The sequence below is a fragment of the Psychrobacillus lasiicapitis genome (genome assembly GCF_006861795.1).
GTDB lineage: Bacteria > Bacillota > Bacilli > Bacillales_A > Planococcaceae > Psychrobacillus > Psychrobacillus lasiicapitis.
In genome coordinates, this window is sequence record NZ_VDGH01000004.1 from 19,368 (window position 1) to 44,397 (window position 25,030).

Here is a 25,030-nt window from a genome sequence, read left to right on the forward strand (position 1 = left end):
GAGGCTCTCCTCGTTCCTTCTTTTTCTTTTTGGTCATTATCTAGTATAATGAATTGGAATAAGGGGGGAAACCCGTGGGAAACGAATCAAAAAAAGAGATAATGTTTGATCGTATGAAAACAAAGAAAAAAGAAGTGAAGCTTGTCAGAAGAATAGTGTTAGCCATCGTACTTTTTCTTCTTATTGTAGGTGGAGTCGGTGGATATATTGCTTATAGTTATGTGAAAAGTGCATTAGAGCCAATGGATCCAGCTTCAGAAGAGCAAGTAGAAGTAGACATACCAATTGGTTCTGGTTTAGATACAATTGCCACAACACTAGAAGCGAATGGGATTATTAAAAACGCAAAAATATTTAAATACTATGCCAAGTTTAATAATGAATCTAATTTTCAAGCCGGAAACTATAACTTAACAAAAGCGATGACGTTAGATGAAATTATCAAAAGTTTGAAAAATGGTAAAGTATACAGGGAACCGTTGTTTACTCTGACAATTCCAGAAGGTCTTACACTAGAACAGATAGGACAAGTAGTGGAAAAGAAAACCGGAAAATCTGCTGACGAATTTTTTAAGCTTGTAACGAGCGATGAATTTGTGGATAGAATGATGGTTAAGTATCCAAATCTACTCTCAGCTGAGATTAAAGGAGAAAATGTTCGGTATGCATTAGAAGGATATTTATATCCTGCAACTTACCCTTTTTTCGAAGAGGATCCATCATTGGAAGTAATAGCAGATACAATGATTTCCAATACAGAAAAAACAGTATCAGCCTATTATGATCTTTTGCAAGCAGAGGAAAAAACAGTGCACTGGCTATTGACATTTGCCTCACTGCTAGAAGAAGAAGCTACTGCACAAACGGACAGAGAAACAATTGCAAGCGTTTTTTACAATCGACTGGAAATCGATATGCCATTGCAAACGGATCCTACCGTTTTATATGCACTAGGTAGCCATAAAGATCGTGTACTGTTTGAAGATTTGGAAGTGGATAATCCATATAATACATATCAGAAAGTAGGCTTGCCGCCGGGTCCAATAGCGAATGCAGGAAAATCATCTATTGAAGCCGTATTAAATCCAACAGATACTGATTATTTTTATTTCCTTGCTGACAAGGAAGGACAAAATCACTTTTCTGAAACGTATGAACAACATCTTCAAAAAATAGACGAATATTTAAAATAATATGCCGCAGGAGAAGGAATGATGTCGCATTCCTTCTCCTGCTATGCTATTATAAAATATGTTTTTGACAATAGAAATGCGGATGCTCCTATGACAGGGTTACAGTGTAAGTTTGCGATATCGTGAAACCATGAATGTATGGCCTGCAAGCTGCAACCACCCAATAGGTAAGGCGTTTTGAGCCAGACAGTTACTAGGTAAAAAAGTATACGCTTTCTTATCTAATTTAAAAGGGGTTAGCTAGTAATGAACGTAAGTGATGAATTTTTAAAAGACTTGATCAAACCTCGCTCCGATATTTTTATGGAAATGGAGCAATATGCAAAAGAAAACCATGTGCCTATAATGCAGTTAGTCGGGATGGAATCCTTACTTCAACTTCTTTCCTTACAAAAACCGACATCGATTTTAGAACTCGGAACTGCAATTGGTTATTCGTCTATGCGAATGGCAACAAAGCTAACAGAAGTAACAATTGTAACGGTAGAACGAGATGAGCAAAAAGCAGAGCTTGCAAAAAGCTATATAGAGCGTGCAAACTTGCAAAATCGTATACAGGTTATTATAGGGGATGCTTTAGAAATTTCACAAGAGCACTTGGCCAACCAAACATTCGATGCAATTTTCATCGACGCTGCAAAAGGACAATATAAAAACTTTTTTGAGAAGTACGCTCCATTGTTAAATGATGGTGGCGTTATTTATTGTGATAATTTATTGTTAAACGGCTTGTCCGAATTGCCAATGAGCGAAGTACCAAGAAGAAAAAGAACAATGGTACGCAACCAGCATCAATTTATGGAGTGGCTGATAAATCATCCAGATTATGATACGGCATTCCTACCGGTCGGAGATGGCATGTTAGTTAGTATTAAGAGGTGATATGATGAAGAAGACAGAGCTATTAGTAACTCCCGCTAGTCTGGAACATTTGGATGAGTTAATCACCGCCGGGGCAGATGCATTTTTAATTGGGGAGCAGTTTTATGGTTTGCGCTTAGGTGGAGAATTTACAATAGAGGACATTAAAGTTGCAAGAAAACGCACAAAAGAACATAATAAGAAATTATATGTGGCCCTAAACGGACTATTTCATAATGACAAAGTAGATGCCCTTGCGCCTTATATGCAAAAACTTCAGGAAATCGGTGTGGATGGTATTACATTTGGAGATCCTGCTGTCATTATCGCAAGACGTGAAGCAGAAGTTACTATTCCATTGCACTGGAGTACCGAACAAACAGCAACAAACTATTTTACGGCTAATTATTGGGGCAAGCGTGGAGCAAACCGTGCCGTGTTAGCACGTGAGCTGAGTTTAGAGGAAATAGTGGAAATAAAAGAAAATGCTGATGTACAAATAGAAGTACAAGTTCACGGAATGACGTGTATGTTCCAATCGAAACGTTCGTTATTAGGCAATTATTTTTTGTTCCAAGATAAAGCGATGGAAATAGAAAACCGTTCTAACCATAAAAATATGTTTTTACATGATAAAGAACGAGGGAATAAGTATCCAATTTATGAAGACCAAAATGGTACCCATATATTTAGCCCAAATGATATATGTATGATAGATGAGCTAGACGAACTTTTAGATGCGGAAGTGGATAGTTTGAAAATAGATGGGATTTTACATGATCCATCTTATGTAACAGCTATTACAGGCTATTATCGTCAAGCAATAGATGCATACTATGATTCTTCAGCCAACTATAAAAAGATAAAAAAAGAATTGTTCAATAAAATAAAAGAAATACAACCTCCACTCAGACCATTAGACACTGGTTTCTTCTTTAAAGAAACCGTCTATTAAGGAAAGGAAGGTTATTAGTGACGGTTACTAAATTAGATAATATTAGCGAGCTAGTAAACGGTAAGCGCGTTATAACGAAAAAGCCGGAGTTACTAGCACCTGCAGGTAGTTTAGAAAAACTGAAAATTGCTGTTCATTATGGGGCTGATGCTGTATTTATCGGTGGTCAAGAATTTGGGTTACGTTCAAACGCAGGAAATTTTTCGATTGAGGAAATGCGGGAAGGCGTCGAATTTGCGAACCAATACGGGGCGAAAATTTATGTAACAACCAATATTTTTGCACATAATGAAAATATGGATGGTCTGCAGACGTATTTACAAGCTATTGAAGATGCTGGTGTAACCGGAATCATAGTAGCGGATCCGCTGATTATTGAAACCTGTCGTACTTTTGCGCCTAAGCTAGAGTTACATTTGAGCACTCAGCAATCATTATCCAACTGGAAGGCTGTACAATATTGGAAAGAAGAAGGGCTTCATAGGGTAGTGCTCGCTCGTGAAACGACTGGTGATGAAATTCAGTTGATGAAAGAAAAAGTGGATATAGAAATCGAAACATTTGTGCACGGTGCGATGTGTATTGCGTATAGCGGTAGATGTACGCTTTCTAATCATATGACTGCCCGTGATTCTAACCGCGGTGGGTGTTGCCAATCTTGTCGATGGGATTATGATTTATATGAACAAAACGATGGGGAAGAGCTTCCGTTATTTCAAGAAAACGATATTCCATTTGCGATGAGTCCAAAAGATTTAAAACTGCTCGAATCCATACCAAGAATGATTGATATGGGGATAGACTCCTTAAAAGTCGAAGGACGTATGAAATCCATCCACTATATTGCAACGGTTGTGAGTGTTTATCGAAAAGTAATCGATGCATATTGTGCGGATCCAGAAAACTTTGTGATGAAACAAGCATGGCTTACAGAGCTTGAAAAATGTGCAAACCGTGAAACGGATACAGCATTTTTTGAAGGTGAACCTAGTTTTGAACAACAAATGTACGGAGTACACGATAAAAAGCTCGGTTACGATTTTGTCGGACTTGTGCTAGACTATGACGAGGAAACGCAAATAGTAACGCTTCAACAGCGAAATTATTTTAAACCAGGTGATGAAGTAGAGTTTTTTGGACCCGAAATTGAAAACGTTCGAATAAAGATAAATGAAATAACGAATAAAAAAGGACAAGTGTTAGATGCAGCAAGACATCCTTTAGAAATAGTACAATTTAAGTGTCCTGTTAAATTGTACCCAAATAACATGATGAGAAAGGGGCTAAAATAATGTCAAGTCGAACTCCTCTTATCATAGGAATCACTGGCGGATCTGGTTCTGGGAAAACGAGCGTAACAAATGCAATTAGTGATGTATTCAAAGACCATTCCGTTGTCGTGATCGAACAAGATTATTATTATAAAGACCAAAGCCATTTAAAATTTGAAGAACGATTAAACACGAACTATGATCACCCACTTGCGTTTGATAATGATTTGCTTATTGAACATATTCATGATTTATTGAACAATAAAGCAATTGAAAAACCGGTGTATGATTATGCTCAGCATACGCGATCTAATGAAACAATTACAATTGAACCAAAAGATGTAATCATTCTTGAAGGAATATTAGTACTTGAGGATGAGCGTCTCCGTAATTTAATGAACATTAAATTATTTGTCGATACAGACTCAGATTTACGTATTATTCGCCGTATTTTGCGCGACATCCACGAAAGAGGTCGTACAGTTGAATCAGTAGTAGAACAATATCTCACGGTCGTTCGACCAATGCATAACCAATTTATAGAGCCGACTAAAAAATATGCAGATATCATTATTCCTGAAGGTGGACAAAATGAAGTGGCAATAGATTTAATGGTTACAAAAATAAAAACAATTCTTGAAACTGACGTTATTGTATAATATGATGATTGGTGATTGACAATAATTTCATGAAATTCATATCATTTTAAAGTTCAGCATATGAATGGTACATGAACATGTTTTAAGTGTGTATTTAAAGGAGTGTATGGGAAGTGTCAACAGAGAAACAATATCCAATGACCGTTGCTGGGAAACAAAAATTAGAAGAAGAATTAGAGTTATTAAAAACGGTTAAACGTAAAGAAGTAGTAGAACGTATTAAGATTGCAAGAAGCTTCGGTGACTTATCCGAAAACTCGGAATATGATTCTGCAAAAGAAGACCAAGCATTTGTAGAAGGTAGAATTTCTACACTTGAGTCGATGATTCGAAATGCAGTTATTATTGAAGAAGAAGGCAATAATGATACTGTATCACTAGGGAAAACGGTGACATTTATCGAAATTCCTGATGGTGATGAAGAAACTTATACAATCGTTGGTTCAGCAGAAGCAGATCCACTGGAAGGTCTAATTTCAAATGATTCACCTATTGCTAAAGGTTTACTTGGTAAAACAATTGGTGAAAAAGTGAAAATAGTCACTCCAGGCGGAGAAATGGACGTAGAAATAAAATCGATTTCATAACACTAAGAAAGAGGTAAACGACAATGTTTACCTCTTTTTTCAATTGAAAAGGATTCCTGTAAGGTAAATCAATTTAATCATAGTATATTGAAAAAAATATAGAGTAATAGTAAGTGTTTTTCTAATATAAAGATCAGGAGCAACGATGGATGGGTCAGGCTTTCGTTATGAGACCAATGTCTCTCTCATAGACTGGCATCCTCATAAAAGGGTATCTTTTGTCCAAAGCCTTCCCTAGACTTTAGGAATAGGTATTAATCTATAAGGCCCCTATAATTTTGTTTATAGAAAATGAAACAAAATATACTTTATTAACGTCTTATAATATTGTATTCTCTAATCTATGGAGGAGGAATTAGATGCAAGAAAATAATCGTCGTATGAACTCAAGACTAAATAGAAAGAAAAAAACAAATAAAATACTAAATATATTAATTGGTATAGTCTTACTTTTAATTATCATAGTAGTTGTAAATATTGTAACGGACGATGATACAGAGGAAGCAAACGTAGAACAAACTGTTTCGGATAATGAAGAAACGGTGGATGACACTTCAGAAGAAAAGTCAACTAATCAAGAGGAAGAAGATCCTTCTGCAAACGAATCCGCTACACAAAATGAGTCAAACGAATCTTCATCGAGTGAAGTAGAAGACGATACAACAGTAGATCAATCTCAGGGTAATAACGATTCTAGTACTACTGAACGACCTAGCAGCAGTCCAATCAGTGAAAATGAAACTGTAGATCCTTCATGGGAACCAATCGGCACAAAACAAACTGGTGAGCATGTCTCTAGCTACGATAGTTCGTCAGTTGACTGGGCAGAAAAGGTAGAAGCACTTGCATATGCCGCAGGACTGGATTCTTCCAATATGTATGTAAAGTTTTTAGGCAATGGTGGAAGCCCTCAAAAATCGATTGGAACCGTCACTTCGAAGGATGGAAAAGAAATTTATCGTATCCATTTAGAATGGGTAGATGGCCAAGGATGGAAACCAACGAAAAGAGAAAAGTTGTCAACATTAGAAGACGCCTCTTGACTTCAAGGGCGTCTTTGTCTTATTTTAAAAGAAGTGCTTTTAGAGAGGAGCAAAAAAGATGAAAATTGCAGTTATCGGTGCAATGGAGCAAGAAGTAGAATTATTAAGAAATGCAATAGAAAATGCAGAAACAAACTTAATTGCAAATAGCGAGTTTACTATCGGTACATACAAAAATCATGAAGTAATTCTTTTGAAAAGCGGAATTGGTAAAGTAAATGCCGCAATGGCCACAGCTATTCTTTTAAACGAATATAAACCGGACTATGTCATTAATACAGGTTCAGCTGGTGGCTACGATCCATCCCTTTCAGTAGGAGCAATTGTTATTTCAGATGAAGTTCGACACCATGATGTAGATGTGACAGCTTTTGGATATGAGATAGGACAAGTGCCACAACTTCCCGCTGCTTTTAAATCGGACGAGCATTTGATGAAACTAGCGGAAGCTGCAGTAAAAGAAATTGGAGAACATGAAGCGGCTACTGGATTAATAGCTACTGGAGATATTTTCATGCATAATCCTGAAAAAGTAGAAGAGGTTCGACGTCATTTCCCGCAGATGAAAGCATGTGAGATGGAAGCAGCAGCTGTAGCACAAGTTTGTCATCAATTCGAAGTTCCTTTCGTTGTTATCCGCTCTTTATCGGATATCGCAGGAAAAGAATCTTCTATTAGTTTTGATGAATTTTTACCTGTTGCAGCTAAGCATTCGACTGAAATCGTATTACGTGTAGTAGAGAGATTATAATTTGTCATGAATTAGACAAAATAGAATAGTTACTTTTATATTAATAATTTTTCCGTTCTATGCTATGATAAAGGAACAAACGCTTTCATTTTCTTAGAGGGGGTAATGGAATGATCTTTTTAATGGGAATGTCTATTTTAATTACGGCTGTTTTAGCATTCATTATGATAGCAGAGACAAGTGAGGATTAAGTTCTTCTAAGCTCTTTTGGTGTTTGATACATCAAAAGAGTTTTTTTCATGAATATAAGACTGGTATAGTTTGACGAGTGCACGTTTTTCGATTCTTGAAACGTAGCTTCTAGATATTTTTAATTGCTTCGATATTTCTTTTTGGGTCATTGGCTCATGCCCAAGTAAGCCATATCGTCTAATCACAATATCTAGCTCTCGTTTATCTAAATGAGATAAATGTGTATACAATCTGTTTGTATCTTCCTCATCAACCAGTTGTTCATCGGTACTTTTATCCATATTCTGAAGCAAATCTGTTATCTCTAAAGAATGGCCATCTTTATCCATTCCGATTGGTTCATGCAATGAAACGTCTTTTTGTACTTTTTTCAATGAACGTAAATACATAAGAATTTCATTTTCTATACATCTTGCTGCATAAGTTGCTAGCTTTGTTTTTTTGGTGGGTGTATAGCTATTTACTGCTTTCATCAAACCAATTGTACCAATGGAGATATAATCGTCTAATAACTCGTGTTTTGGATGGAATTTTTTGACGACATGTGCCACAAGCCGCATATTTCGTTCGATTAGTTCGTCTCTTGCGGACAAGTCACCTTCCAAAAAACGATCGATCATTACTTTTTCTTCTTCTGGCGTAAATGGTTGATGAAACGCCTGACCCTTTAAGTAACCGAGAACAAGAGGGAGATCTGAGACAACACTTATGAATGCAGTCAAAAGACCAGAAATACTATTCACCTCCATCAAGTTATACACTATTACTATATGTCGAAAAACATAGGAATATGAAAAAAACGACTGCAAGTAGCAATCGTTCAAATTCCTTAGAAAAGTATTTATCCCGCATTAACGGGCAGTAAGACTCCCACTTCAAGATTTAAGAAAAGCGATAAAGATAAGTGGGAGATCACGGGGACTAAAAGCGCGACGTCCATGTCGCAACGTCCGCACTAGCACGTCCTGTGCGTCGGAAAACCCCGACTGATTGAAGTTTCACTTTATACTTTTTTAAGCGTAAAAGTACTGATCATTAAAAAAGCAAGAATGATAAATAAAAACATATAAGAAACAGAAGGTATCATATCAATAGCAAAATAAGATAACGTTAATATAACCCCTGCTACGGTAATAGGCAGCCCTGTAAAAAATCCATTTGCTTCCGATATATTGAAACGGGCAAGTCTAAATGCGCCACATGCAATATAAATGATTGTTATTGCCATTCCTGCTGTACTAAATTCTTGTAAGACGAGGGAATACAATAACAACGCAGGCGCTACACCGAAAGATATAATATCACTCATCGAGTCGAGTTGTTTTCCAAGTTCTGATTCAAGATGAAACTTTCTTGCAACCATTCCATCGAAACGGTCTAATAAACCAGCTATAAATATAAATAACACGCTGTATGCTGGAGAATCATTCATCGTTGCCATAATGGCTGCGCCGCCAAAAGCAAGATTTGCAATAGTAATCATATTTGCTGCATGTGATTTCAATTTTTTTCGGGTATTGGACATAATACTTTGTAAATACATTGTAAATCACTCCTTTACAAACCAACTATTTTGTTTATTATACTTTGAATAAGTAAAAAATGTAAGCAATTGTTTATAGGGAGATAGAGATGAGAGAAAAATTATATCAATCGATGATTGAGTTAACGAATGGTAAATGGTCCTCCGCTATCATTCAATCCTTTGCTCGATCCAAGTTAAGTAAAACAATCATACCCTCCTATATTAAATATTTTAATATAACGTTACAAGATGTTACTCGACCTATAAAAGATTTTTCTACTTTGCATGAGTTTTTTATACGAGAAGTGTCTACAGAGAGCAGACCAGTACATCTTGGGACAAACAGTATTATAAGCCCTGTCGATGCTACAGTAGAAACATTTGGTCCTATTACGGAAGATGGCATTTTTATAGTGAAAGACAAACCGTATTCCTTAGAAAACTTACTAGGTTCGCCAAAGATTGCAAAGCAGTTTGTAAATGGAAAGTATATCATTTTATATTTGAGCCCAGCTGAGTATCATCGTATCCATGCCCCGGTAGACGGGGAAGTGATTCGTCAATATATGCTTGGAAAAAAATCTTATCCAGTTAATAAATGGGGTCTCCAATATGGAAAAGAAGCAATCAGTGGAAATTACCGTTTGTTAACACAATTACGTATGCCAAACAATAAGCAATGTTTCCATATTAAAGTGGGGGCAATGTTCGTCAATTCGATTGAACTAACAAATGCCTCTTCCAAATGGAAAAAAGGTGAGGAAGTTGGTTATTTCTCGTTTGGATCAACTGTTGTTTTATTATTTGAAGAGGGTAGTATGGAGTTTTCTGCTACTTTGAAAGCTGGAAAGTTTGTACGAATGGGTGAGATTGTGGCAAATATGCTATAATCGTAAAAAGAAAAAGAGCCGAATTGGAGTGTTCGTTTTTGTATTCATATTTTATACCAAGTGAATTTGTGAGAAGCATCTTTCATATAACACCAGAGTTTTTAAAAGAAAAAGGTGTGAAAGCGGTTATTACAGATTTAGATAATACACTAGTAGAGTGGGATCGACCTAATGCAACACCAAAGTTAATTGAATGGTTTACTAGCATGAAAGCTGCTGGCATTCAAGTAACAATTGTTTCTAATAATAATGAATTACGAGTTAAGTCTTTTGCAGAACCACTTGAAATCCCTTTTATCTCAAAAGCACGTAAACCGTTAGGAAAAGCTTTCAAACAAGCGGTGAATAAAATGAATGTAAATCGTGAAGAAACAGTTGTAATTGGAGACCAGCTCTTAACGGATGTGTTCGGTGGAAATCGACAAAAGCTTCATACGATTTTAGTCATTCCGGTTGCAAATTCAGATGGGTTTGTAACAAAATTTAATCGTATCGTTGAACGAAGAATTTTTAGTTATCTTGATAAAAAAGGTCAAGTAACATGGGAGGAAGAAGAGTGACAGAAGCACCAAAATGTATCGGCTGTGGAACAATTATTCAAACAGAGAAAGTAGGAGAGCCGGGGTATGCCCCAATTTCTTCATTGGAAAAAGAAGACATCATTTGTCAGCGTTGTTTTAGATTAAAAAACTACAATGAATTACAACCTGTTTCGTTAACAGATGATGATTTTTTACGAATTTTAAACGGTTTAGGAACGCAAAAAGGATTAATCGTAAAGATTGTCGATATATTTGATTTTAACGGTAGTTGGTTACCTGGACTACATCGTTTTGTAGGGAATAATCCGATTTTGTTGATCGCGAATAAAGCGGACTTATTACCAAAGTCAGTGAAGAAAAATAAAGTAATTAACTGGATGAAGCAAGAAGCAAAAAAATTAGGTTTGTCCCCAATTGATGTGTTATTTGTGAGTGCACATAAAGGAACAGGTATGCCTGAGGCAATGGAAGCAATCGAGCATTACCGCAAAGGCGAAAATGTCTATGTTGTTGGATGTACAAACGTTGGTAAATCAACTTTTATCAATCGTGTTATTAAACAGGCGACAGGAGAAGATGCAGTTATTACAACCTCTCACTTCCCTGGAACAACACTTGATATGATTGAAATACCATTGGACGATGAAAAAGCACTTTATGATACACCTGGTATTATCAATCATCATCAAATGGCGCATTATTTAGATCCGACCGAGTTAAAATTTATCACACCGAAAAAAGAAATTAAGCCAAAAGTGTTCCAATTGAACAGCGAGCAAACGTTATTTTTAGGTGGATTATCACGTTTCGATTTTATCAAAGGAGAACGTTCAGCATTTACTTGTCATATAGCAAACGATATTCCGATTCATCGAACGAAACTTGAAAATGCGGACAACTTATATAAAGAGCATAAAGGGAAGCTATTATCCCCGCCATCGGAAGAGTTTGCAGATTTATTGCCACCTTTAGTGCGTCATGAATTTAAGATTAAAGATGCAAAAACAGATATTGTGTTTTCAGGATTAGGGTGGATCACTGTCCAACACGGTGGCGTAGTTGTCGCTGCACATGCACCAGCTGGTGTAGAAGTATCCATTCGACCATCGCTTATATAGGGGGTTTTTTAGTTGAAAAAATGGTTTGCTGTTATAGGAAAGCCAATTGCACATTCGCTTTCTCCTTATATGCATAGTGCATGGCTTAAGGAGCAACATATAGATGCTAGTTATATACCAATTCTCGTTGAAGAAGAAAAGCTTCAGGATGCCGTGAATTCGCTAAAGCTACTAGGTTGTAGCGGTTGGAATGTAACCGTGCCATATAAAGAAGCAATTATTCCTTATTTAGATGAAATAGACCAATCAGCAAGAGGCATCGGAGCCGTCAATACAGTTGTAAAAACGGAAGATGGTCGGTTTGTTGGATACAATACAGATGGCTTAGGGTTTATCGAATCACTTGGACCGATCAGGCAAACCAATCATATTCTAATTGTTGGTGCTGGAGGCGCTGCAAGAGGTATCGTCCATGCCTTTAAACAACTAGGTTTTTCGCATATTGCGATTGCTAATCGCACATTTGCTAATGCAAAACGTCTTGTGGAAGAATTACAGCTTGGACAAGCAATCACATTAGAAGAAGCAGAAGATACCCTTGCGCAGTTCGATATCATCATTCACACAACTCCCCAAGGGATGAAAAATAGCACAGCAACGCTACCAATTCAGCTTAACCAAATAAAAGAACATGCAATTGTTGCGGATATTGTATATAATCCTTTAGTTACCCCTTTTTTAGAGGAAGCGAAAAAATACAATGTTCGCACGGTAAATGGATTAGGAATGCTCGTACACCAAGGGGCAATAGCCTTCTCGTATTGGAATGGAGTCAAACCAAATACGGAACAAATGGTAGAACGTCTAACCGAGCAATTAGGAGGAAATTATGTTAACAGGTAAACAAAAAAGATTTTTACGCAGTCAAGCACATCACCTATCCCCAATTTTTCAAGTTGGAAAAGGTGGAGTTAATGATGCGATGATTAAACAGATTGGCGAGGCATTAGAAGTTCGTGAATTAATCAAAATTAGCATTTTACAAAACTGTGAAGACGAGAAGCAGGAAGTAGCAGAAGCACTTGCAAAAGGGGCTGGCGCTGAACTAGTCCAATTAATCGGTTTAACAGTTGTATTATATAAAACATCAAAAAATAATAAACGAATCGAGCTTCCAAAAGCGAGTCGAGCATGAGTAAAAAAATAGGGATTTTAGGGGGTACATTCAATCCGCCTCATATTGGTCATTTAATCATCGCCAATGAAGTATTGCATGCACTACGTCTAGATGAAGTGCGGTTCATGCCAAATGCAACTCCTCCACATAAACAGAAGGACGAGCAAGTAACGACAGCTCAAAGATTAAAAATGCTTCAGCTGGCGATTCGTGGTATTCCGAATATGACAGTGGAAACAATTGAAATAGAGCGTGGAGGTACTTCCTATACAATTGATACGATGGAAATGTTAATGGAGCGAGAGCCGGAATCGTCGTTTTATTTCATTATTGGTGGCGATCAAGTGGAATATTTACCAAAATGGCATCGTATTGATGAACTTGTTCAAAAAGTACAATTTGTAGGTGTTCCTAGACCAAATACATCAATAGTAACTGCATATCCTATTAGTACACTTACGATTCCTCAAATAGATGTATCTTCTACCCTTATTCGAAATCGATTAATGAATGGGCTTACGACAAAATATCTGATTCCCGATCGAGTGAATGATTTCATCCAAAAGGAGAAGTTGTATGAAATTTGAGCATGTAATGGAGCAGATGAAGAATAGAATGCCTGAAAAACGCTATATCCATACTAGAGGAGTAGCGACAACGGCCGTTCATCTTGCCGAAAAATATGGAGAAGATAGCGAAAAAGCAGAGCTTGCAGGTATTTTACATGATAGTGTGAAATACGCAGATAAGGAATGGCTGAAAGAGAAAATTATCTCAGAAAAGATGGATCCTATTTTATTGGAGTTCCATCACGAACTTTGGCACGCTCCTGTAGGGAGTTATGTAGCTAAAAATGAATTTAACATTAATGATGAAGACATTTTAAATGCGATTAAATACCATACTACAGGTCGAGCGTGTATGTCACGACTTGAAAAAATAATCTACATCTCCGATATGATAGAGCCTAGCCGTAATTTTCCAGGAGTAGAGCTTCTCAGAAAAAAGGCGGAACTAGATTTAGAAGATGCAATGATTAGTTGTATCCAGCATAGTATGACCTTTTTGATCGAAAAAAAACAGCCGGTGTTTCCGGATTCATTTCATTGCTACAATGATTTGATACAAAAGAAAGGAAAAGTGAACGAATGACAACGACAAAATCATTAGTAGAAATTGCTTATAAAGCAGCAGACGATAAACGAGCAGAGGACATCGTCGTATTAAATATGCAAGGCGTATCTTTATTAGCAGATTACTTTTTAATCTGTCATGCAAACTCAGACCGTCAAGTACAAGCGATTGCAAAAGAATTGGAAGAGCAAGCGACTATTGCAGGATTCCACGTAAAGCGTTTGGAAGGCTTCGATGAAGCTAGATGGATTCTTGTAGATATGGGCGATGTAGTAGCACATGTATTCCACAAAGATGAGCGTGCTTATTATAATTTAGAGCGCCTTTGGGGAGACGCACCAATGATTGAAGTTGGGCAAGATGCATAATGGCAATGTACGACCGATTTGCCTATATTTATGATACACTTATGTCCGATATACCATATGACAAATATGCAGAATGGGTGCAGGCAACTGCACCTGTTTCTAGCGGAAAACGATTAGTTGATATAGGATGTGGCACGGGTGTCTTGAGTGTGAAATTTGCAAAAGCAGGCTATGATGTAATGGGGATAGATTTATCGGAAGCGATGTTAACGATTGCACAAAATCGTAGCTTAGAAGAAGGCACAGATATTTCTTTCTTGTGCCAATCAATGTCTGAATTAGACGGCATCGACAACGTAGATGTAGCAGTAATCGCCATTGATTCGCTCAATTATTTGGAAACCTTCGAAGAAGTGAAACAAACATTCGGACGTATTTATGAGGCACTTACTTCAGAAGGACAGCTATTTTTCGATGTGCATTCCTTATATAAAATGGATACCATTTTTCCCGATGGTCCGTTTACTTATGAAGACGAACAAGTTGCATACATATGGCATACGGAAATAGGCGAGGAAGCACATTCTATTTATCATGACATGACGTTTTTTGTTCGAGATGAAACAGGCTATTATGAGCGATTTGAAGAATCACATTATCAACGAACATATCCTTTAGAAACTTTTACGGAGCTTTTAAAACAAATTGGTTTTGCTTCCGTCGTTGTTTCCACATCTGTTTTTGGTGAACAGGATGAAAAAGAAATTGAACGTTATTTTATACATGCTACCAAATAATCCTTTTCAAAGAGAGGTAAATTTAGTATAGTTTTTATAACTCCATATAATTTACCTCTTTTTCGAGAGGATGATATTTCTGCTTCGTTCATTAGTTCAGAAATACAAGAAAAAGCTGTTGCTCCCAACAACAGTAATTACGATAATATTATTTTTCGTTATTCAATCCCAATTTAAATCAGCACCTCCCACAGCTGATGTCGTACAACCTATCCCATTTGAAAATTCCTTTGAAGAAAACCAAGAAGATACAACTGAATATGTAGAAGATATCGCTATTTTTGTAGAAGTAAAAGGCGCGGTAAATAACCCCGGAGTGTATGAACTCACGGATGGTGATCGTGTGTTAAATGCAATTGAGCTTGCTGGCGGTTATTTAGCGATGGCTAATAGTAAAAATATCAATCATGCACAAAGAGTAGTAGATGAAATGGTCATTTACGTACCGCTTGAAGGAGAAGAAATAGAAGCATCAGAAACAATAGAGTCAACGCAATCGGCTAATTCCAATTTAGTAAATATTAATAAAGCAGATGCTACAATGCTCACTACTTTACCTGGAGTCGGTCCCGCAAAGGCAGAAGCAATACTCGCATACCGAGAAGGAACCGGCAATTTTAAAGAAAAGCAAGATTTAATGAATGTAACCGGTATTGGTCAAAAAACATTTGAAAAATTAGAACCTCTAATAACTGTGAAGTGATATTGACTGTTCACGATAAAAACTACTACACTAGAAGAAGTATATATATTGGAGGTAGTTATATGGAGCGAATTACATGGGACCAATTTTTCATGGCACAAAGCCATTTACTTGCTTTAAGAAGCACTTGTACTAGGTTAGCAGTAGGGGCAACAATCGTTCGAGATCGACGCATTATGGCAGGGGGCTATAATGGCTCTATTTCAGGTGGTGATCATTGTATCGATCATGGCTGTTACGTTGTTGATAATCATTGTGTACGTACAATTCATGCAGAAATGAATGCGTTATTACAATGCTCGAAATATGGTGTATCGGTAAATGGAGCAGATTTGTATGTGACCCATTTTCCTTGTTTGCCATGTACGAAATCAATTATTCAAGCAGGAATTTCACGACTCTACTATGCACAGGATTATAAAAACAACGAATATGCAATAGAGCTCTTAAAACAAGCGAATGTAGAAATGATTCAAGTACCTTTTGATGAGCGTAAAATTGACTTTTTAGGCGATGAAAAAGTTGCGCTTTACATGGAGCTGCTAACGAAGTTACGTGAGAAAGGAGCAAGTATGGAAGAATTGGCGCCTTATGAAAAGAAGGTGGTAGAATTATTCGGCGTATAACCATTCAAGGAAATATGATCTACGTAGCTTTATCAGTTGTAATTGCTACGATCAGTGCGTATGAATCGGCAAAACTACTACTGTTATTTGTTATCTTATTTTGTTGGTTAGTGTACAAGCAAAAGCAACTACTTTTTACTATCGGCACAATCATCATTGGTATAGCTTCTTATTTTTGTGTGCAAGCAGTTATGCCGATGCAAGCAAGTGAAATACATGTTAAGGAAATAACCTGGACGGACGTTTATCGGATCAATGGACAATATATCCGAGGGTTTGCTATTTCGGAAGATGGTGAAAAGTGGTATGTTCAACTTAAGCTAGGTACGGAAACTGAAAAAGCTGCACTTATGCAAACTTCAATTGCTGGAATGGTATTTCAAGTGATTGCAGAAGAAGTAGAAAAACGTCCTGCATCCCATGCTTATGCATTTAACATGGATTCCTATATTAAAAGTAATGGTGCAGTTGGTCAGATGGCTGTAGAAAAGTATCAAATCATCGAGAAAAATGAGTCTTTTCTTGCGTATATGGCAGAAAAGCGATTTGCGATGAAAAGTCATATACAAAATACGTTTCCATCTTCTCTGCAGTCAGAAGCCGAAGCACTTTTAATCGGAAGCAGAGAACAAATGCCTTCTGACATAAAAGATGCTTATCAAACATTAGGAATTACGCATTTGTTTGCAATTTCGGGTCTTCATGTGGCTTTACTGGCATTAATGGTATACGAAGCATTGATACGGATCGGGATAAGAAGAGAAACGGCGAACTTAGTTCTACTTATCGCTCTTCCACTTTATGCATTTATCGCTGGAGGAGCTCCATCTGTATGGAGATCTGTTTCGGTTACTGAAGTAGTTTTACTTAGTTTATTATTTAAGAAAAAACTTGCCATCGATGATGCATTTTCTTTAAGTGTGATTGGTTTTGTCTTACTAACTCCATGGGTCATTTTTCAAATTGGTTTTCAATTATCGTATTTGGCCGCATTTTCGCTTATATACTCGTCTGTGTTTTTAAAAAATAGTACTTCATATGTGATGCAGTCTTTTGTGATTACAGCCCTGTGTCAATTAATTGTTTATCCAATTCTTCTTTATCAGTTTTATGAAATTTCCATATCCTCATTCCTCGCAAATTTATTTTTTGTACCGCTGTTTTCATTTATCATATTACCTATTAATCTCTTTTTCCTGATTCTTACGTATATTTCTACTTCAGCTAGTGATTTTCTTTTCCATTTATATGAACCAGTACGCCGTTTGTTAGGTGAATTTATCATCTACTTAGGAAGTTTACCTTATCAAATCTGGAATCCGATGAAACCGTCTCTGCTGCTTGTATTCCTGGCTTATGGCACCGTGTTGTTCTTTTTTATCTCGATCGAACGAAAGAAGCAGCTTGTTTTTTGTAGTTTTCTTCTTTTGTTGCCGATGGGTATTATGCAAGTTACTCCTTATTTAGATTCTTCGACGAAAATAACTTTTTTAAATGTAGGGCAAGGGGATTGTATCGTTATTGAAATGCCTTATAGAAAAGAAATAATCATGATTGATACAGGTGGAGTCTTACGGTTTGAACAAGATGCATGGAAAAAAACTAATGAAGACTATGAAGTGGGAAGGCAAATTGTTGTACCTTTCTTAAAAGGGAAAGGCATAAATAAACTAGATACACTTGTACTTACGCATGCAGATGCGGATCATATGGAAGGTGCCGAGGAGATTTTACAGGAAGTTCACGTCGATGAAATTCATATTACACCTGGTTCTACTAATAAAAATGGCATGCGAGATTTGATGGAGGAAGTAAGGAAGCAACAAATTCCTATGATAGAAAAAGTCGCGGGAGAAAAGATAGATTCGAGCTATTTTCAGTTTCAATATATCTACCCATGGGATGCTACATACGAAGGAAATAATGATTCGCTTGTCCTATCCATGCAAAATCGCTATTTTCATGGATTATTTATGGGGGATGTAGAGAAAGAAGGAGAGTTGGAATTAGTCAGTAGATACCCGGAAGCTTTAAAAGATATCACATTACTAAAAATTGGACATCATGGAAGTAAAACTTCAAGTGAGCAATCCTTTTTAGAACTCACAGATCCAGCTGTTTCAATCATTACTGCAGGATTTGGAAATAGATTTGGTCACCCACATCAAGAGGTAGTCGATCGTTTAGATGAGCTTCAAATTCCCTTTTTCCAAACAGGTAGAGAGGGTACGATTGAAGTAGAGATAACGAAAGGTGGAGAGCTATTAGTGACAACTCCCCAGTAACTAAAAAAGGGTTTGCCTAGTATAGACAAAGCCCTTTTCTAGTGATTATCGAGAAACAAACTCAACAATTACTGCAATTGCGAACATAATTGTAAAAAATCCAAAGGAGACTACAAAACCTACGCCCGAGTCAATAGCGTCGTTACGCTTCGACTGTACATTTTGTTCAAATTCATTCATTATTACCCCTCCTATTTCCACCTAATTATATAGGATAGCCTATTAAAAATCTACATGGAATCTTTTATTTCTCTATTCCTTCTGACAATGTCACAAATTATTCACTACTTTTACGCTATAATAAAGACAAACATACAGTGGTAAGGAGATCTAGAATGATTTCAGAAAAGTGGATGCAAATAGCAAACGATGATTTGTCGGATGTTTATTTATTATACGGAACAGAAGCGTATTTTATAGAAGAGACAGTAAAAAGATTGAAAAGGAAGTTAAATGAACATGGAGAAACTGAAATAATAACATTCGATTTAGAAGAAAAAAGTGTAGACGAAGTAATATACGAAGCCGATACAATTCCTTTTTTCTCAGATAAAAAGCTTGTGATTGCTAAAAATGCATTCTTTTTAAAAGCAACAGAAAAAGGGAAAGAAAAAATAATGCACGATACAGTTGGTTTAGAAAAGTGGCTACAAAGTCCTTCTCCAACGGCAATAGTTGTATTTATCGCACCCTATGAAAAATTAGATGAGCGTAAAAAAATTACAAAAGCCATAAAGCAATCTGCTAACGTAATCGAGGCAACTAGCTTGCAAGCCCATGATTTAAAAAGCTGGGTGCTTCATGAGCTTAAAACACATGGTAAAACAATGTCTGAGGAAACGATTGAGCGTTTCATCGAATTTGGTGGAACCGATTTAGTTCATTTGCAAACAGAATTAGCGAAAATCGCGACATATGTGGGAGAAACGGTAGAAATAGATACAGAGACAGTGAAAAAATTACTCGTCCGAACATTAGAGCAAGATGTTTTTACACTTGGAAATGCTTATTTTGCGGGAAACAAAAGCGAAGCGATAGCCATTTACCATGATCTATTAAAGCAAAAAGAAGACCCGTTAAAGTTAAACGCATTAATCGCGACACAAGTAAGGTTAATGGTGCAAGTAGGTCATCTAAAGAAAAAGGGGTATCACGCCCAACAAATAGCAGGCCAACTAAAAGTTCATCCATACCGAGTAAAATTACTTTTTGATAATCCTATCTTGTATAACGAAGAAAAACTACTACAGACCTTAAATGATCTAGCAACTGTAGATTTGCAGTTAAAAACATTAAATATTAATCGAGACCGGATCTTAGAATTGTTTTTGATGAAATAAATAGTTGATTAACCAATTTCCTCTTGCACTTTTTCGGTTTGCTTTGGACGAAATAATCACTACATCATTATTGGAGGGGGAGTGTATCAGAAAGTGACTGCGTCACTTTCTGATACACTATTTTTGATAATGTTGTTGTGGTTATTTGTCTATCACATACCTACAAAGTTCAAAAGAAAAATGCAATCTCTTTGGAAAATGAAAGAAATGCCTTTCTATCTATTAAGGAAGTGACCAAAGATGCAATTTCGGTCACTCTATTGCTTTCTATCTTGCGTTCCTTGCTTACTCTTTTCAAAGTTAGTGCTGGCAATATGTTGACGCTATATGGAAGAGGGACACTTCTTTCCAATCGAAAAGGTGGAAAAAATAGAGTAGGACTGAGCAGCCAAAATTGCATCTTTGGCTGCTTTTATATAGATAAGTAAGTGGCTATTCTTTCGTTCTCAAAAGCTTTAGCACTTGTATTAACGGTATTTATGGAGTGCGATGGACAAACGATCTTCACACGATTACCGAGAAGATCTGCAAGGGATGCGACAAAGTCGCATCCCTTGCAAATCAAGAAATTCGGTTAATGGTGTAGAACTCGTTTTCGTCCAAAGTACTTCAAAAGCACAGTTTTTTAAGAGGCTATTTAGTGTGCTATCACCATTCTAAGAAGTAATTTACTAGAGGCACTTTTGGTTAGCCAATATGTCTAGAAATAAATAAAGACTGACCGAATAAATCCGGTCAGTCTTATTTAAATTACGCTTTTTTCATTAATTGAGCTTTCTTACGAGTAGCTGCGTTTTTATGAATTAAACCTTTAGAAGCTGCTTTCTCCAATTGTTGGATTGCAGATTTAATAAGTTCTTTTGCGTTTTCATCATTGTTAAGTGCAGCATTGTCCGCTTTTTTTACAGCAGTACGCATTGCAGATTTAGCAGTAGCGTTTTGAGCGTTCAACGTAGCGTTTTTCTTAACACGTTTAATTGCAGATTTAATATTTGGCATAACTTTCACCTCCTAAAATGGTCTCGAGATGATATTTCTTTGTTGAAACTGTCTAATACAACAAGCATTATTTTAACAAACGAAAAAACAAATTGCAATATATAAATGCAAAGAATATTTACTTGACACATCGGCCAAACTATTTTGGAGGTGAATTTTATGTGGGGACGAACAGATTTATTAGATGAATCAGATGAAATGGTAAGACATCGTTCAAAAGAAGATAAGAATACGTTGGAAAAATCCGAGGGTATAAAATTTGATGAAAGTAGAGAAGGGGCAGTTTTAGTAACGTCTATTGAAGTAGACGAAAACGGAGAAAAGGAACTAGGGAAGAAAAAAGGAAAATATATTACTTTAACAGATTTAACAGTGAGTCCGGATGATGATCGAAGCTTTCAGCACTTAGAAAGAGTATTTGTTGAAAAGCTAAGGGAAATGCATAAAAACATTAAACTGACGAAGTCATCTAAAATCTTAATAATAGGGCTTGGCAATGCACTCATCACACCAGATGCCATAGGTCCAAAAGCGATTGAAATTTTACAAAGTTCTGCATTGACTGCTGAAGAACATATAAAAGTCGTTATGTACGCACCAGGTGTAACAGGTCAAACAGGATTTGAAACCAGCGACTTTATAGAAGCAATAAGCAAGGCATTTCAACCAGATCTAATCATTGTATTAGATGCGCTAGCTGCTAGAAACAGTGAGCGACTTTGCAAAACAATCCAAATCACCAATACTGGTATACATCCTGGTTCAGGTGTTGGAAACCAGCGAAAAGAAGTTTCCGAGGAAGTCTACGGTGTGCCAGTTACGGCCATTGGAATACCGATGGTTGTGGACGGTCCTGTTCTATACGCAGATGCGATGGAACAAGTTATTCACTATATTGCATCCAAAATAGAAGAAAAGGGAAGTCCTTCATCGGCATTAGCCGTAACCCCGATGGTTTCTAGCAAAAAACCAACGATCGATAAAGCAATTTTACAACCTATCTTTGGGGAATGGGTCACTTGGCCAACTGAGGAAAAAAGAAAATTGTTCGAGGAGGTTTTTGTTGGAAGGAATCCTTCTTTATTTGTGACCCCGAAAGAAACTGATGCATGGGTGGAACAATATGCTCATTTACTTTCTAATAGCTTAGAGACATGGATCACTAGCAGATGATGTCGTTCTAAAATTCCACTTTTCCACATACGATTATGTGAGGAGAGTGGAATATATGGCTAAATCCCTGAAGAATTTAACAAGCATCTTAATCCTTTTGTTTTTAGCACCTATCATTATCGCTACCATCCAAACACCTCTTTTTAATGCTCAACCGGAACAAGCGGAACAAGTAGAAGAAAAAGAAAAAGAGGATACCCCAGTAGTCTATGCAGCACAATTGGAAAAGAAACCAGTCGTCCAAGAAGTAGTAACGGAACCAAAAAAAGCATTTGTTTACTTTACTCATTCGCAAGAAGCTTATCAACCGATACTTGCAGCACAAGGTGAAAAAATAGCTATTTATCATCCGATAAGCAATATTACGACTTTTCAAGATCAAATTAATGCCCAGTTTGCATTTCATCAACTAGAGACTACCTTTTTAGAAAACTACAACAAGAAAGAGATGGATGACTATAATTCCATACGGCCATTAGTACAACAAGCAATCGGGCAAGATAAATATGACATCATCTTAGATATTCACAGAGATTCTGCAAAAGCAAATGTAACGACACTTAAAAGTGGGGAAGCAAGCTACGCTAAATTTATATTCGTTATTGGCCGAGAGCATCCTAACTACAGATGGAATGAGCAACTAGCACAAAACCTCTCTAACCAATTAAATAAATTAGTACCTGGCATTTCACGCGGGGTACTACCGAAAGAAGGAAAGGGAGTAGATGGTGTATACAATCAAGACCTTTCCGGAAACTTAATCAATGTAGAATTAGGTGGCATTGATAATACCGAAGAAGAAATTAATCGTTCGATTGCAATTCTAGCGAAAGCTTTATCGAATATGTTAAATGAACAGTTGCCCTCATAAGTAAGAAATAGAGATGAAGCAATTCACATTTGCTTGATCTCTTTTTGTTTGAAAATATTCTCCTAGATTGTGTTATGTACAGGTTTTTGATAAGATTAAAATCTGGCAAAAAATTATTTAAATGGACTTTTTTCTAGAAAAATAATGAGCGTGTACATAAAATATTTCAGTAATATTTCTTAAACAATCCTTTATCTGTTATAATGCAAGTAGTTTAATTAGGAGTGAACAAGTATGAATCATGAAGAGAGATTAGCACGACAGAAAAAAATACGTAACTTTTCGATTATCGCGCATATTGACCACGGTAAATCGACGCTTGCTGATCGTATTTTAGAAAAAACACAAACAGTAACATCAAGAGAAATGCAAAGCCAATTACTCGACTCCATGGACCTAGAAAGAGAACGTGGAATTACGATTAAATTGAATGCCGTTCAATTGACATATACAGCAAAAGATGGAGAAGAATATATTTTCCACTTAATCGACACGCCAGGACATGTCGATTTCACCTATGAAGTATCGAGAAGTCTAGCTGCTTGTGAAGGAGCAATACTTGTTGTTGATGCTGCTCAAGGAATCGAAGCCCAAACGCTTGCAAATGTATATTTAGCATTAGATAATGACTTGGAAATTTTACCGGTTGTCAATAAAATCGATTTACCTGCTGCCGATCCAGAACGAGTGAAACAAGAAGTGGAAGATGTAATCGGATTGGATGCTTCAGAAGCAGTACATGCTTCTGCTAAAGCTGGAATTGGTATTGAAGAAATTTTAGAACAAATAGTTGAAAAAGTTCCTGCACCTACTGGAGACCCTTCAGCACCACTTAAAGCACTTATATTTGACTCATTATTTGATCCATACCGTGGGGTAATTGTTTATATTCGAATTATGGAAGGTACGGTGAAACCTGGGGACAAGATTAAAATGATGTCTTCTGGGAAAGAATTCGAAGTTGTTGAGACAGGCGTATTTACACCAAAAGCTACAATGCGTTCAGAACTAACTGTTGGTGACGTTGGATTCTTAACTGCATCCATGAAGCATGTGGGCGACTCGAGTGTAGGGGATACGATTACATTAGCTTCGAACCCAGCTCAAGAAGCGCTACCAGGATATCGAAAAATGAATCCAATGGTATTCTGTGGTTTATATCCAATCGATAACTCTAAATATGTAGATTTAAGAGATGCGCTTGAAAAATTAGAGTTAAATGACTCCGCTTTAGAATTTGAACCGGAAACATCCCAAGCGCTAGGATTTGGGTATCGTTGTGGCTTCTTAGGACTTCTTCATATGGAAATTATCCAAGAGCGTATTGAACGTGAATTTAAAATTGATTTAATAACGACAGCTCCGAGCGTTATTTATGATGTTAAGTTAACAAGTGGGGAAACGATTAAAGTAGATAACCCATCGATGATGCCGGAAGTACAAAAAGTAGATAAAATTGAAGAGCCATATGTGAAGGCTTCAATTATGGTTCCGGAAGATTATGTTGGTTCAGTTATGGAGTTATGCCAGCGTAAACGCGGAAACTTTATCACGATGGATTATTTGTCATCTGCACGTGTGAATATAATTTATGAAATCCCACTTTCAGAAATTGTATATGATTTCTTTGATGCACTAAAATCTAGTACGAAGGGCTATGCATCCTTTGATTACGAGTTAATCGGTTATAAAGAATCGAAATTAGTGAAGATGGATATTCTGCTTAATAGCGAAAAAGTAGATGCTTTAAGCTTTATCGTACACAAAGACTTTGCATATGAGCGTGGAAAAGTAATTGTAGAAAAGTTAAAAGCACTAATACCAAGACAGCAATTCGAAGTGCCGGTACAAGCGGCAATCGGTCAAAAAATTGTTGCTCGTTCAACGATTAAATCAATCGGTAAAAACGTATTAGCAAAATGTTACGGGGGAGATATTTCCCGTAAACGTAAACTTCTTGAAAAACAAAAAGAAGGTAAAAAACGTATGAAGCAAGTAGGTTCTGTAGAAGTACCTCAAGAGGCATTCATGGCAGTTCTAAAAATGGACGAGCCAAATAAATAAAAAGGAAGAAGGGGGCCAAAGTATAA

Annotated in this window: 29 protein-coding genes; 25 read left to right on the forward strand and 4 right to left on the reverse strand. The window is 36.7% G+C overall.

Going from position 1 to position 25,030, the window contains the following annotated elements:
- Positions 1 to 74: 74 nt before the first annotated feature.
- The 8 genes from mltG to mtnN all read left to right on the forward strand — a co-directional run bounded on the left by mltG (position 75) and on the right by mtnN (position 7,320).
- Positions 75 to 1,193, forward strand: coding sequence for an endolytic transglycosylase MltG (gene mltG, locus FG382_RS07315; RefSeq protein WP_142538249.1), 1,119 nt, complete (start codon positions 75 to 77; stop codon positions 1,191 to 1,193).
- 246 nt (positions 1,194 to 1,439) lie between these two features.
- Positions 1,440 to 2,075, forward strand: a complete 636-nt coding sequence (locus tag FG382_RS07320; protein WP_142538250.1) for an O-methyltransferase — start codon at positions 1,440 to 1,442, stop codon at positions 2,073 to 2,075.
- 4 nt (positions 2,076 to 2,079) lie between these two features.
- Complete coding sequence (locus FG382_RS07325; RefSeq protein ID WP_142538251.1) at positions 2,080 to 3,009, forward strand: peptidase U32 family protein; 930 nt, start codon at positions 2,080 to 2,082, stop codon at positions 3,007 to 3,009.
- 17 nt (positions 3,010 to 3,026) lie between these two features.
- Positions 3,027 to 4,301, forward strand: a complete 1,275-nt coding sequence (locus tag FG382_RS07330) for a peptidase U32 family protein (RefSeq protein ID WP_142538252.1) — start codon at positions 3,027 to 3,029, stop codon at positions 4,299 to 4,301.
- Positions 4,301 to 4,939 carry a uridine kinase gene (gene udk / locus FG382_RS07335; RefSeq protein WP_142538253.1) on the forward strand — a complete coding sequence of 213 codons (639 nt, stop codon included), beginning with the start codon at positions 4,301 to 4,303 and terminating at the stop codon, positions 4,937 to 4,939. The genes FG382_RS07330 and udk overlap by 1 nt, the downstream gene beginning before the upstream one ends.
- 113 nt (positions 4,940 to 5,052) lie before the next feature.
- On the forward strand, positions 5,053 to 5,526 hold the full coding sequence (greA, locus tag FG382_RS07340) for a transcription elongation factor GreA (protein ID WP_142538254.1): 474 nt from the start codon (positions 5,053 to 5,055) through the stop codon (positions 5,524 to 5,526).
- Positions 5,527 to 5,885: 359 nt separating this feature from the next.
- On the forward strand, positions 5,886 to 6,569 hold the full coding sequence (locus tag FG382_RS07345; protein ID WP_142538255.1) for a YrrS family protein: 684 nt from the start codon (positions 5,886 to 5,888) through the stop codon (positions 6,567 to 6,569).
- A 58-nt stretch (positions 6,570 to 6,627) separates the two neighbouring features.
- Complete coding sequence (mtnN, locus tag FG382_RS07350) at positions 6,628 to 7,320, forward strand: 5'-methylthioadenosine/S-adenosylhomocysteine nucleosidase (RefSeq protein WP_142538256.1); 693 nt, start codon at positions 6,628 to 6,630, stop codon at positions 7,318 to 7,320.
- 197 nt (positions 7,321 to 7,517) lie between these two features.
- Here mtnN and sigK read toward each other — a convergent pair whose 3' ends face one another.
- Together sigK and pssA are read right to left on the reverse strand one after the other, a co-directional pair.
- Positions 7,518 to 8,246: an RNA polymerase sporulation sigma factor SigK gene (gene sigK / locus FG382_RS07355; protein WP_142538584.1), complete on the reverse strand. Its 729-nt coding sequence runs from the start codon at positions 8,244 to 8,246 to the stop codon at positions 7,518 to 7,520.
- 269 nt (positions 8,247 to 8,515) lie between these two features.
- The gene (pssA, locus tag FG382_RS07360) at positions 8,516 to 9,055 is read right to left on the reverse strand and encodes a CDP-diacylglycerol--serine O-phosphatidyltransferase (RefSeq protein WP_142538257.1); all 540 of its coding nucleotides are present in this window, start codon (positions 9,053 to 9,055) and stop codon (positions 8,516 to 8,518) included.
- An 89-nt stretch (positions 9,056 to 9,144) separates the two neighbouring features.
- Between pssA and FG382_RS07365 the strand changes: the two genes are divergently transcribed.
- The 12 genes from FG382_RS07365 to FG382_RS07420 all read left to right on the forward strand — a co-directional run bounded on the left by FG382_RS07365 (position 9,145) and on the right by FG382_RS07420 (position 18,557).
- A complete protein-coding gene (locus FG382_RS07365) occupies positions 9,145 to 9,927 on the forward strand; it encodes a phosphatidylserine decarboxylase (protein WP_142538258.1) in 783 nt (260 codons plus the stop codon).
- A 38-nt stretch (positions 9,928 to 9,965) separates the two neighbouring features.
- The gene (locus FG382_RS07370) at positions 9,966 to 10,487 is read left to right on the forward strand and encodes a YqeG family HAD IIIA-type phosphatase (protein WP_142538259.1); all 522 of its coding nucleotides are present in this window, start codon (positions 9,966 to 9,968) and stop codon (positions 10,485 to 10,487) included.
- Positions 10,484 to 11,587, forward strand: coding sequence for a ribosome biogenesis GTPase YqeH (gene yqeH / locus FG382_RS07375; protein WP_142538260.1), 1,104 nt, complete (start codon positions 10,484 to 10,486; stop codon positions 11,585 to 11,587). The genes FG382_RS07370 and yqeH overlap by 4 nt, the downstream gene beginning before the upstream one ends.
- Positions 11,588 to 11,599: 12 nt before the next feature.
- Positions 11,600 to 12,430 (forward strand): shikimate dehydrogenase, encoded by an 831-nt coding sequence (gene aroE, locus FG382_RS07380; RefSeq protein WP_142538261.1) that lies wholly within the window; start codon positions 11,600 to 11,602, stop codon positions 12,428 to 12,430.
- Positions 12,417 to 12,722: a ribosome assembly RNA-binding protein YhbY gene (gene yhbY / locus FG382_RS07385; RefSeq protein WP_142538262.1), complete on the forward strand. Its 306-nt coding sequence runs from the start codon at positions 12,417 to 12,419 to the stop codon at positions 12,720 to 12,722. Before aroE ends, yhbY begins: the two co-directional genes overlap by 14 nt.
- Positions 12,719 to 13,291: a nicotinate-nucleotide adenylyltransferase gene (locus FG382_RS07390; protein ID WP_142538263.1), complete on the forward strand. Its 573-nt coding sequence runs from the start codon at positions 12,719 to 12,721 to the stop codon at positions 13,289 to 13,291. The genes yhbY and FG382_RS07390 overlap by 4 nt, the downstream gene beginning before the upstream one ends.
- Positions 13,281 to 13,856, forward strand: coding sequence for a bis(5'-nucleosyl)-tetraphosphatase (symmetrical) YqeK (yqeK, locus tag FG382_RS07395; RefSeq protein ID WP_142538264.1), 576 nt, complete (start codon positions 13,281 to 13,283; stop codon positions 13,854 to 13,856). Before FG382_RS07390 ends, yqeK begins: the two co-directional genes overlap by 11 nt.
- Positions 13,853 to 14,206, forward strand: a complete 354-nt coding sequence (rsfS, locus tag FG382_RS07400) for a ribosome silencing factor (protein ID WP_142538265.1) — start codon at positions 13,853 to 13,855, stop codon at positions 14,204 to 14,206. The genes yqeK and rsfS overlap by 4 nt, the downstream gene beginning before the upstream one ends.
- Positions 14,206 to 14,943, forward strand: a complete 738-nt coding sequence (locus FG382_RS07405; RefSeq protein ID WP_142538266.1) for a class I SAM-dependent DNA methyltransferase — start codon at positions 14,206 to 14,208, stop codon at positions 14,941 to 14,943. Before rsfS ends, FG382_RS07405 begins: the two co-directional genes overlap by 1 nt.
- Before the next feature lie 70 nt (positions 14,944 to 15,013).
- A complete protein-coding gene (locus FG382_RS07410; protein ID WP_229677368.1) occupies positions 15,014 to 15,646 on the forward strand; it encodes a helix-hairpin-helix domain-containing protein in 633 nt (210 codons plus the stop codon).
- Between the two features lie 62 nt (positions 15,647 to 15,708).
- Complete coding sequence (locus tag FG382_RS07415; RefSeq protein WP_142538267.1) at positions 15,709 to 16,272, forward strand: ComE operon protein 2; 564 nt, start codon at positions 15,709 to 15,711, stop codon at positions 16,270 to 16,272.
- Between the two features lie 14 nt (positions 16,273 to 16,286).
- Positions 16,287 to 18,557, forward strand: coding sequence for a DNA internalization-related competence protein ComEC/Rec2 (locus tag FG382_RS07420; protein ID WP_229677367.1), 2,271 nt, complete (start codon positions 16,287 to 16,289; stop codon positions 18,555 to 18,557).
- Between the two features lie 45 nt (positions 18,558 to 18,602).
- Here FG382_RS07420 and FG382_RS07425 read toward each other — a convergent pair whose 3' ends face one another.
- Positions 18,603 to 18,737 carry a YqzM family protein gene (locus FG382_RS07425; RefSeq protein ID WP_093266124.1) on the reverse strand — a complete coding sequence of 45 codons (135 nt, stop codon included), beginning with the start codon at positions 18,735 to 18,737 and terminating at the stop codon, positions 18,603 to 18,605.
- A 155-nt stretch (positions 18,738 to 18,892) separates the two neighbouring features.
- On the opposite strand from FG382_RS07425, the gene holA reads away from it, so the two are divergent.
- Both holA and FG382_RS22925 read left to right on the forward strand, forming a co-directional pair.
- Positions 18,893 to 19,897: a DNA polymerase III subunit delta gene (gene holA, locus FG382_RS07430; RefSeq protein WP_142538268.1), complete on the forward strand. Its 1,005-nt coding sequence runs from the start codon at positions 18,893 to 18,895 to the stop codon at positions 19,895 to 19,897.
- 191 nt (positions 19,898 to 20,088) lie between these two features.
- A complete protein-coding gene (locus tag FG382_RS22925; protein WP_211356374.1) occupies positions 20,089 to 20,325 on the forward strand; it encodes a hypothetical protein in 237 nt (78 codons plus the stop codon).
- 322 nt (positions 20,326 to 20,647) lie between these two features.
- Here FG382_RS22925 and rpsT read toward each other — a convergent pair whose 3' ends face one another.
- On the reverse strand, positions 20,648 to 20,896 hold the full coding sequence (gene rpsT, locus FG382_RS07435) for a 30S ribosomal protein S20 (RefSeq protein ID WP_142538269.1): 249 nt from the start codon (positions 20,894 to 20,896) through the stop codon (positions 20,648 to 20,650).
- Positions 20,897 to 21,055: 159 nt separating this feature from the next.
- Here rpsT and gpr point away from each other — a divergent pair, with 159 nt between their 5' ends.
- From gpr to lepA, 3 genes are all read left to right on the forward strand, one after another.
- Positions 21,056 to 22,069, forward strand: coding sequence for a GPR endopeptidase (gene gpr, locus FG382_RS07440; RefSeq protein WP_142538270.1), 1,014 nt, complete (start codon positions 21,056 to 21,058; stop codon positions 22,067 to 22,069).
- Positions 22,070 to 22,124: 55 nt separating this feature from the next.
- Positions 22,125 to 22,940, forward strand: a complete 816-nt coding sequence (gene spoIIP / locus FG382_RS07445; RefSeq protein WP_142538271.1) for a stage II sporulation protein P — start codon at positions 22,125 to 22,127, stop codon at positions 22,938 to 22,940.
- A gap of 234 nt (positions 22,941 to 23,174) precedes the next feature.
- Positions 23,175 to 25,004, forward strand: coding sequence for a translation elongation factor 4 (lepA, locus tag FG382_RS07450; protein ID WP_142538272.1), 1,830 nt, complete (start codon positions 23,175 to 23,177; stop codon positions 25,002 to 25,004).
- Positions 25,005 to 25,030: the final 26 nt, after the last annotated feature.

Excerpts from the sequence above, each read along its gene's own strand:
- FG382_RS07320 (WP_142538250.1), top strand. The coding sequence starts at position 1,440 with ATGAACGTAAGTGATGAATTTTTAAAAGACTTGATCAAACCTCGCTCC.
- FG382_RS07325 (WP_142538251.1), top strand. The coding sequence starts at position 2,080 with ATGAAGAAGACAGAGCTATTAGTAACTCCCGCTAGTCTGGAACATTTG.
- udk (WP_142538253.1), top strand. The coding sequence starts at position 4,301 with ATGTCAAGTCGAACTCCTCTTATCATAGGAATCACTGGCGGATCTGGT.
- FG382_RS07345 (WP_142538255.1), top strand. The coding sequence starts at position 5,886 with ATGCAAGAAAATAATCGTCGTATGAACTCAAGACTAAATAGAAAGAAA.
- mtnN (WP_142538256.1), top strand. The coding sequence starts at position 6,628 with ATGAAAATTGCAGTTATCGGTGCAATGGAGCAAGAAGTAGAATTATTA.
- pssA (WP_142538257.1), bottom strand. The coding sequence starts at position 9,055 with ATGTATTTACAAAGTATTATGTCCAATACCCGAAAAAAATTGAAATCA.
- FG382_RS07365 (WP_142538258.1), top strand. The coding sequence starts at position 9,145 with ATGAGAGAAAAATTATATCAATCGATGATTGAGTTAACGAATGGTAAA.
- yhbY (WP_142538262.1), top strand. The coding sequence starts at position 12,417 with ATGTTAACAGGTAAACAAAAAAGATTTTTACGCAGTCAAGCACATCAC.
- FG382_RS07390 (WP_142538263.1), top strand. The coding sequence starts at position 12,719 with ATGAGTAAAAAAATAGGGATTTTAGGGGGTACATTCAATCCGCCTCAT.
- yqeK (WP_142538264.1), top strand. The coding sequence starts at position 13,281 with ATGAAATTTGAGCATGTAATGGAGCAGATGAAGAATAGAATGCCTGAA.
- rsfS (WP_142538265.1), top strand. The coding sequence starts at position 13,853 with ATGACAACGACAAAATCATTAGTAGAAATTGCTTATAAAGCAGCAGAC.
- FG382_RS07405 (WP_142538266.1), top strand. The coding sequence starts at position 14,206 with ATGGCAATGTACGACCGATTTGCCTATATTTATGATACACTTATGTCC.
- FG382_RS07410 (WP_229677368.1), top strand. The coding sequence starts at position 15,014 with ATGATATTTCTGCTTCGTTCATTAGTTCAGAAATACAAGAAAAAGCTG.
- FG382_RS07415 (WP_142538267.1), top strand. The coding sequence starts at position 15,709 with ATGGAGCGAATTACATGGGACCAATTTTTCATGGCACAAAGCCATTTA.
- FG382_RS07420 (WP_229677367.1), top strand. The coding sequence starts at position 16,287 with ATGATCTACGTAGCTTTATCAGTTGTAATTGCTACGATCAGTGCGTAT.
- FG382_RS07425 (WP_093266124.1), bottom strand. The coding sequence starts at position 18,737 with ATGAATGAATTTGAACAAAATGTACAGTCGAAGCGTAACGACGCTATT.
- holA (WP_142538268.1), top strand. The coding sequence starts at position 18,893 with ATGATTTCAGAAAAGTGGATGCAAATAGCAAACGATGATTTGTCGGAT.
- rpsT (WP_142538269.1), bottom strand. The coding sequence starts at position 20,896 with ATGCCAAATATTAAATCTGCAATTAAACGTGTTAAGAAAAACGCTACG.
- gpr (WP_142538270.1), top strand. The coding sequence starts at position 21,056 with ATGTGGGGACGAACAGATTTATTAGATGAATCAGATGAAATGGTAAGA.
- spoIIP (WP_142538271.1), top strand. The coding sequence starts at position 22,125 with ATGGCTAAATCCCTGAAGAATTTAACAAGCATCTTAATCCTTTTGTTT.
- lepA (WP_142538272.1), top strand. The coding sequence starts at position 23,175 with ATGAATCATGAAGAGAGATTAGCACGACAGAAAAAAATACGTAACTTT.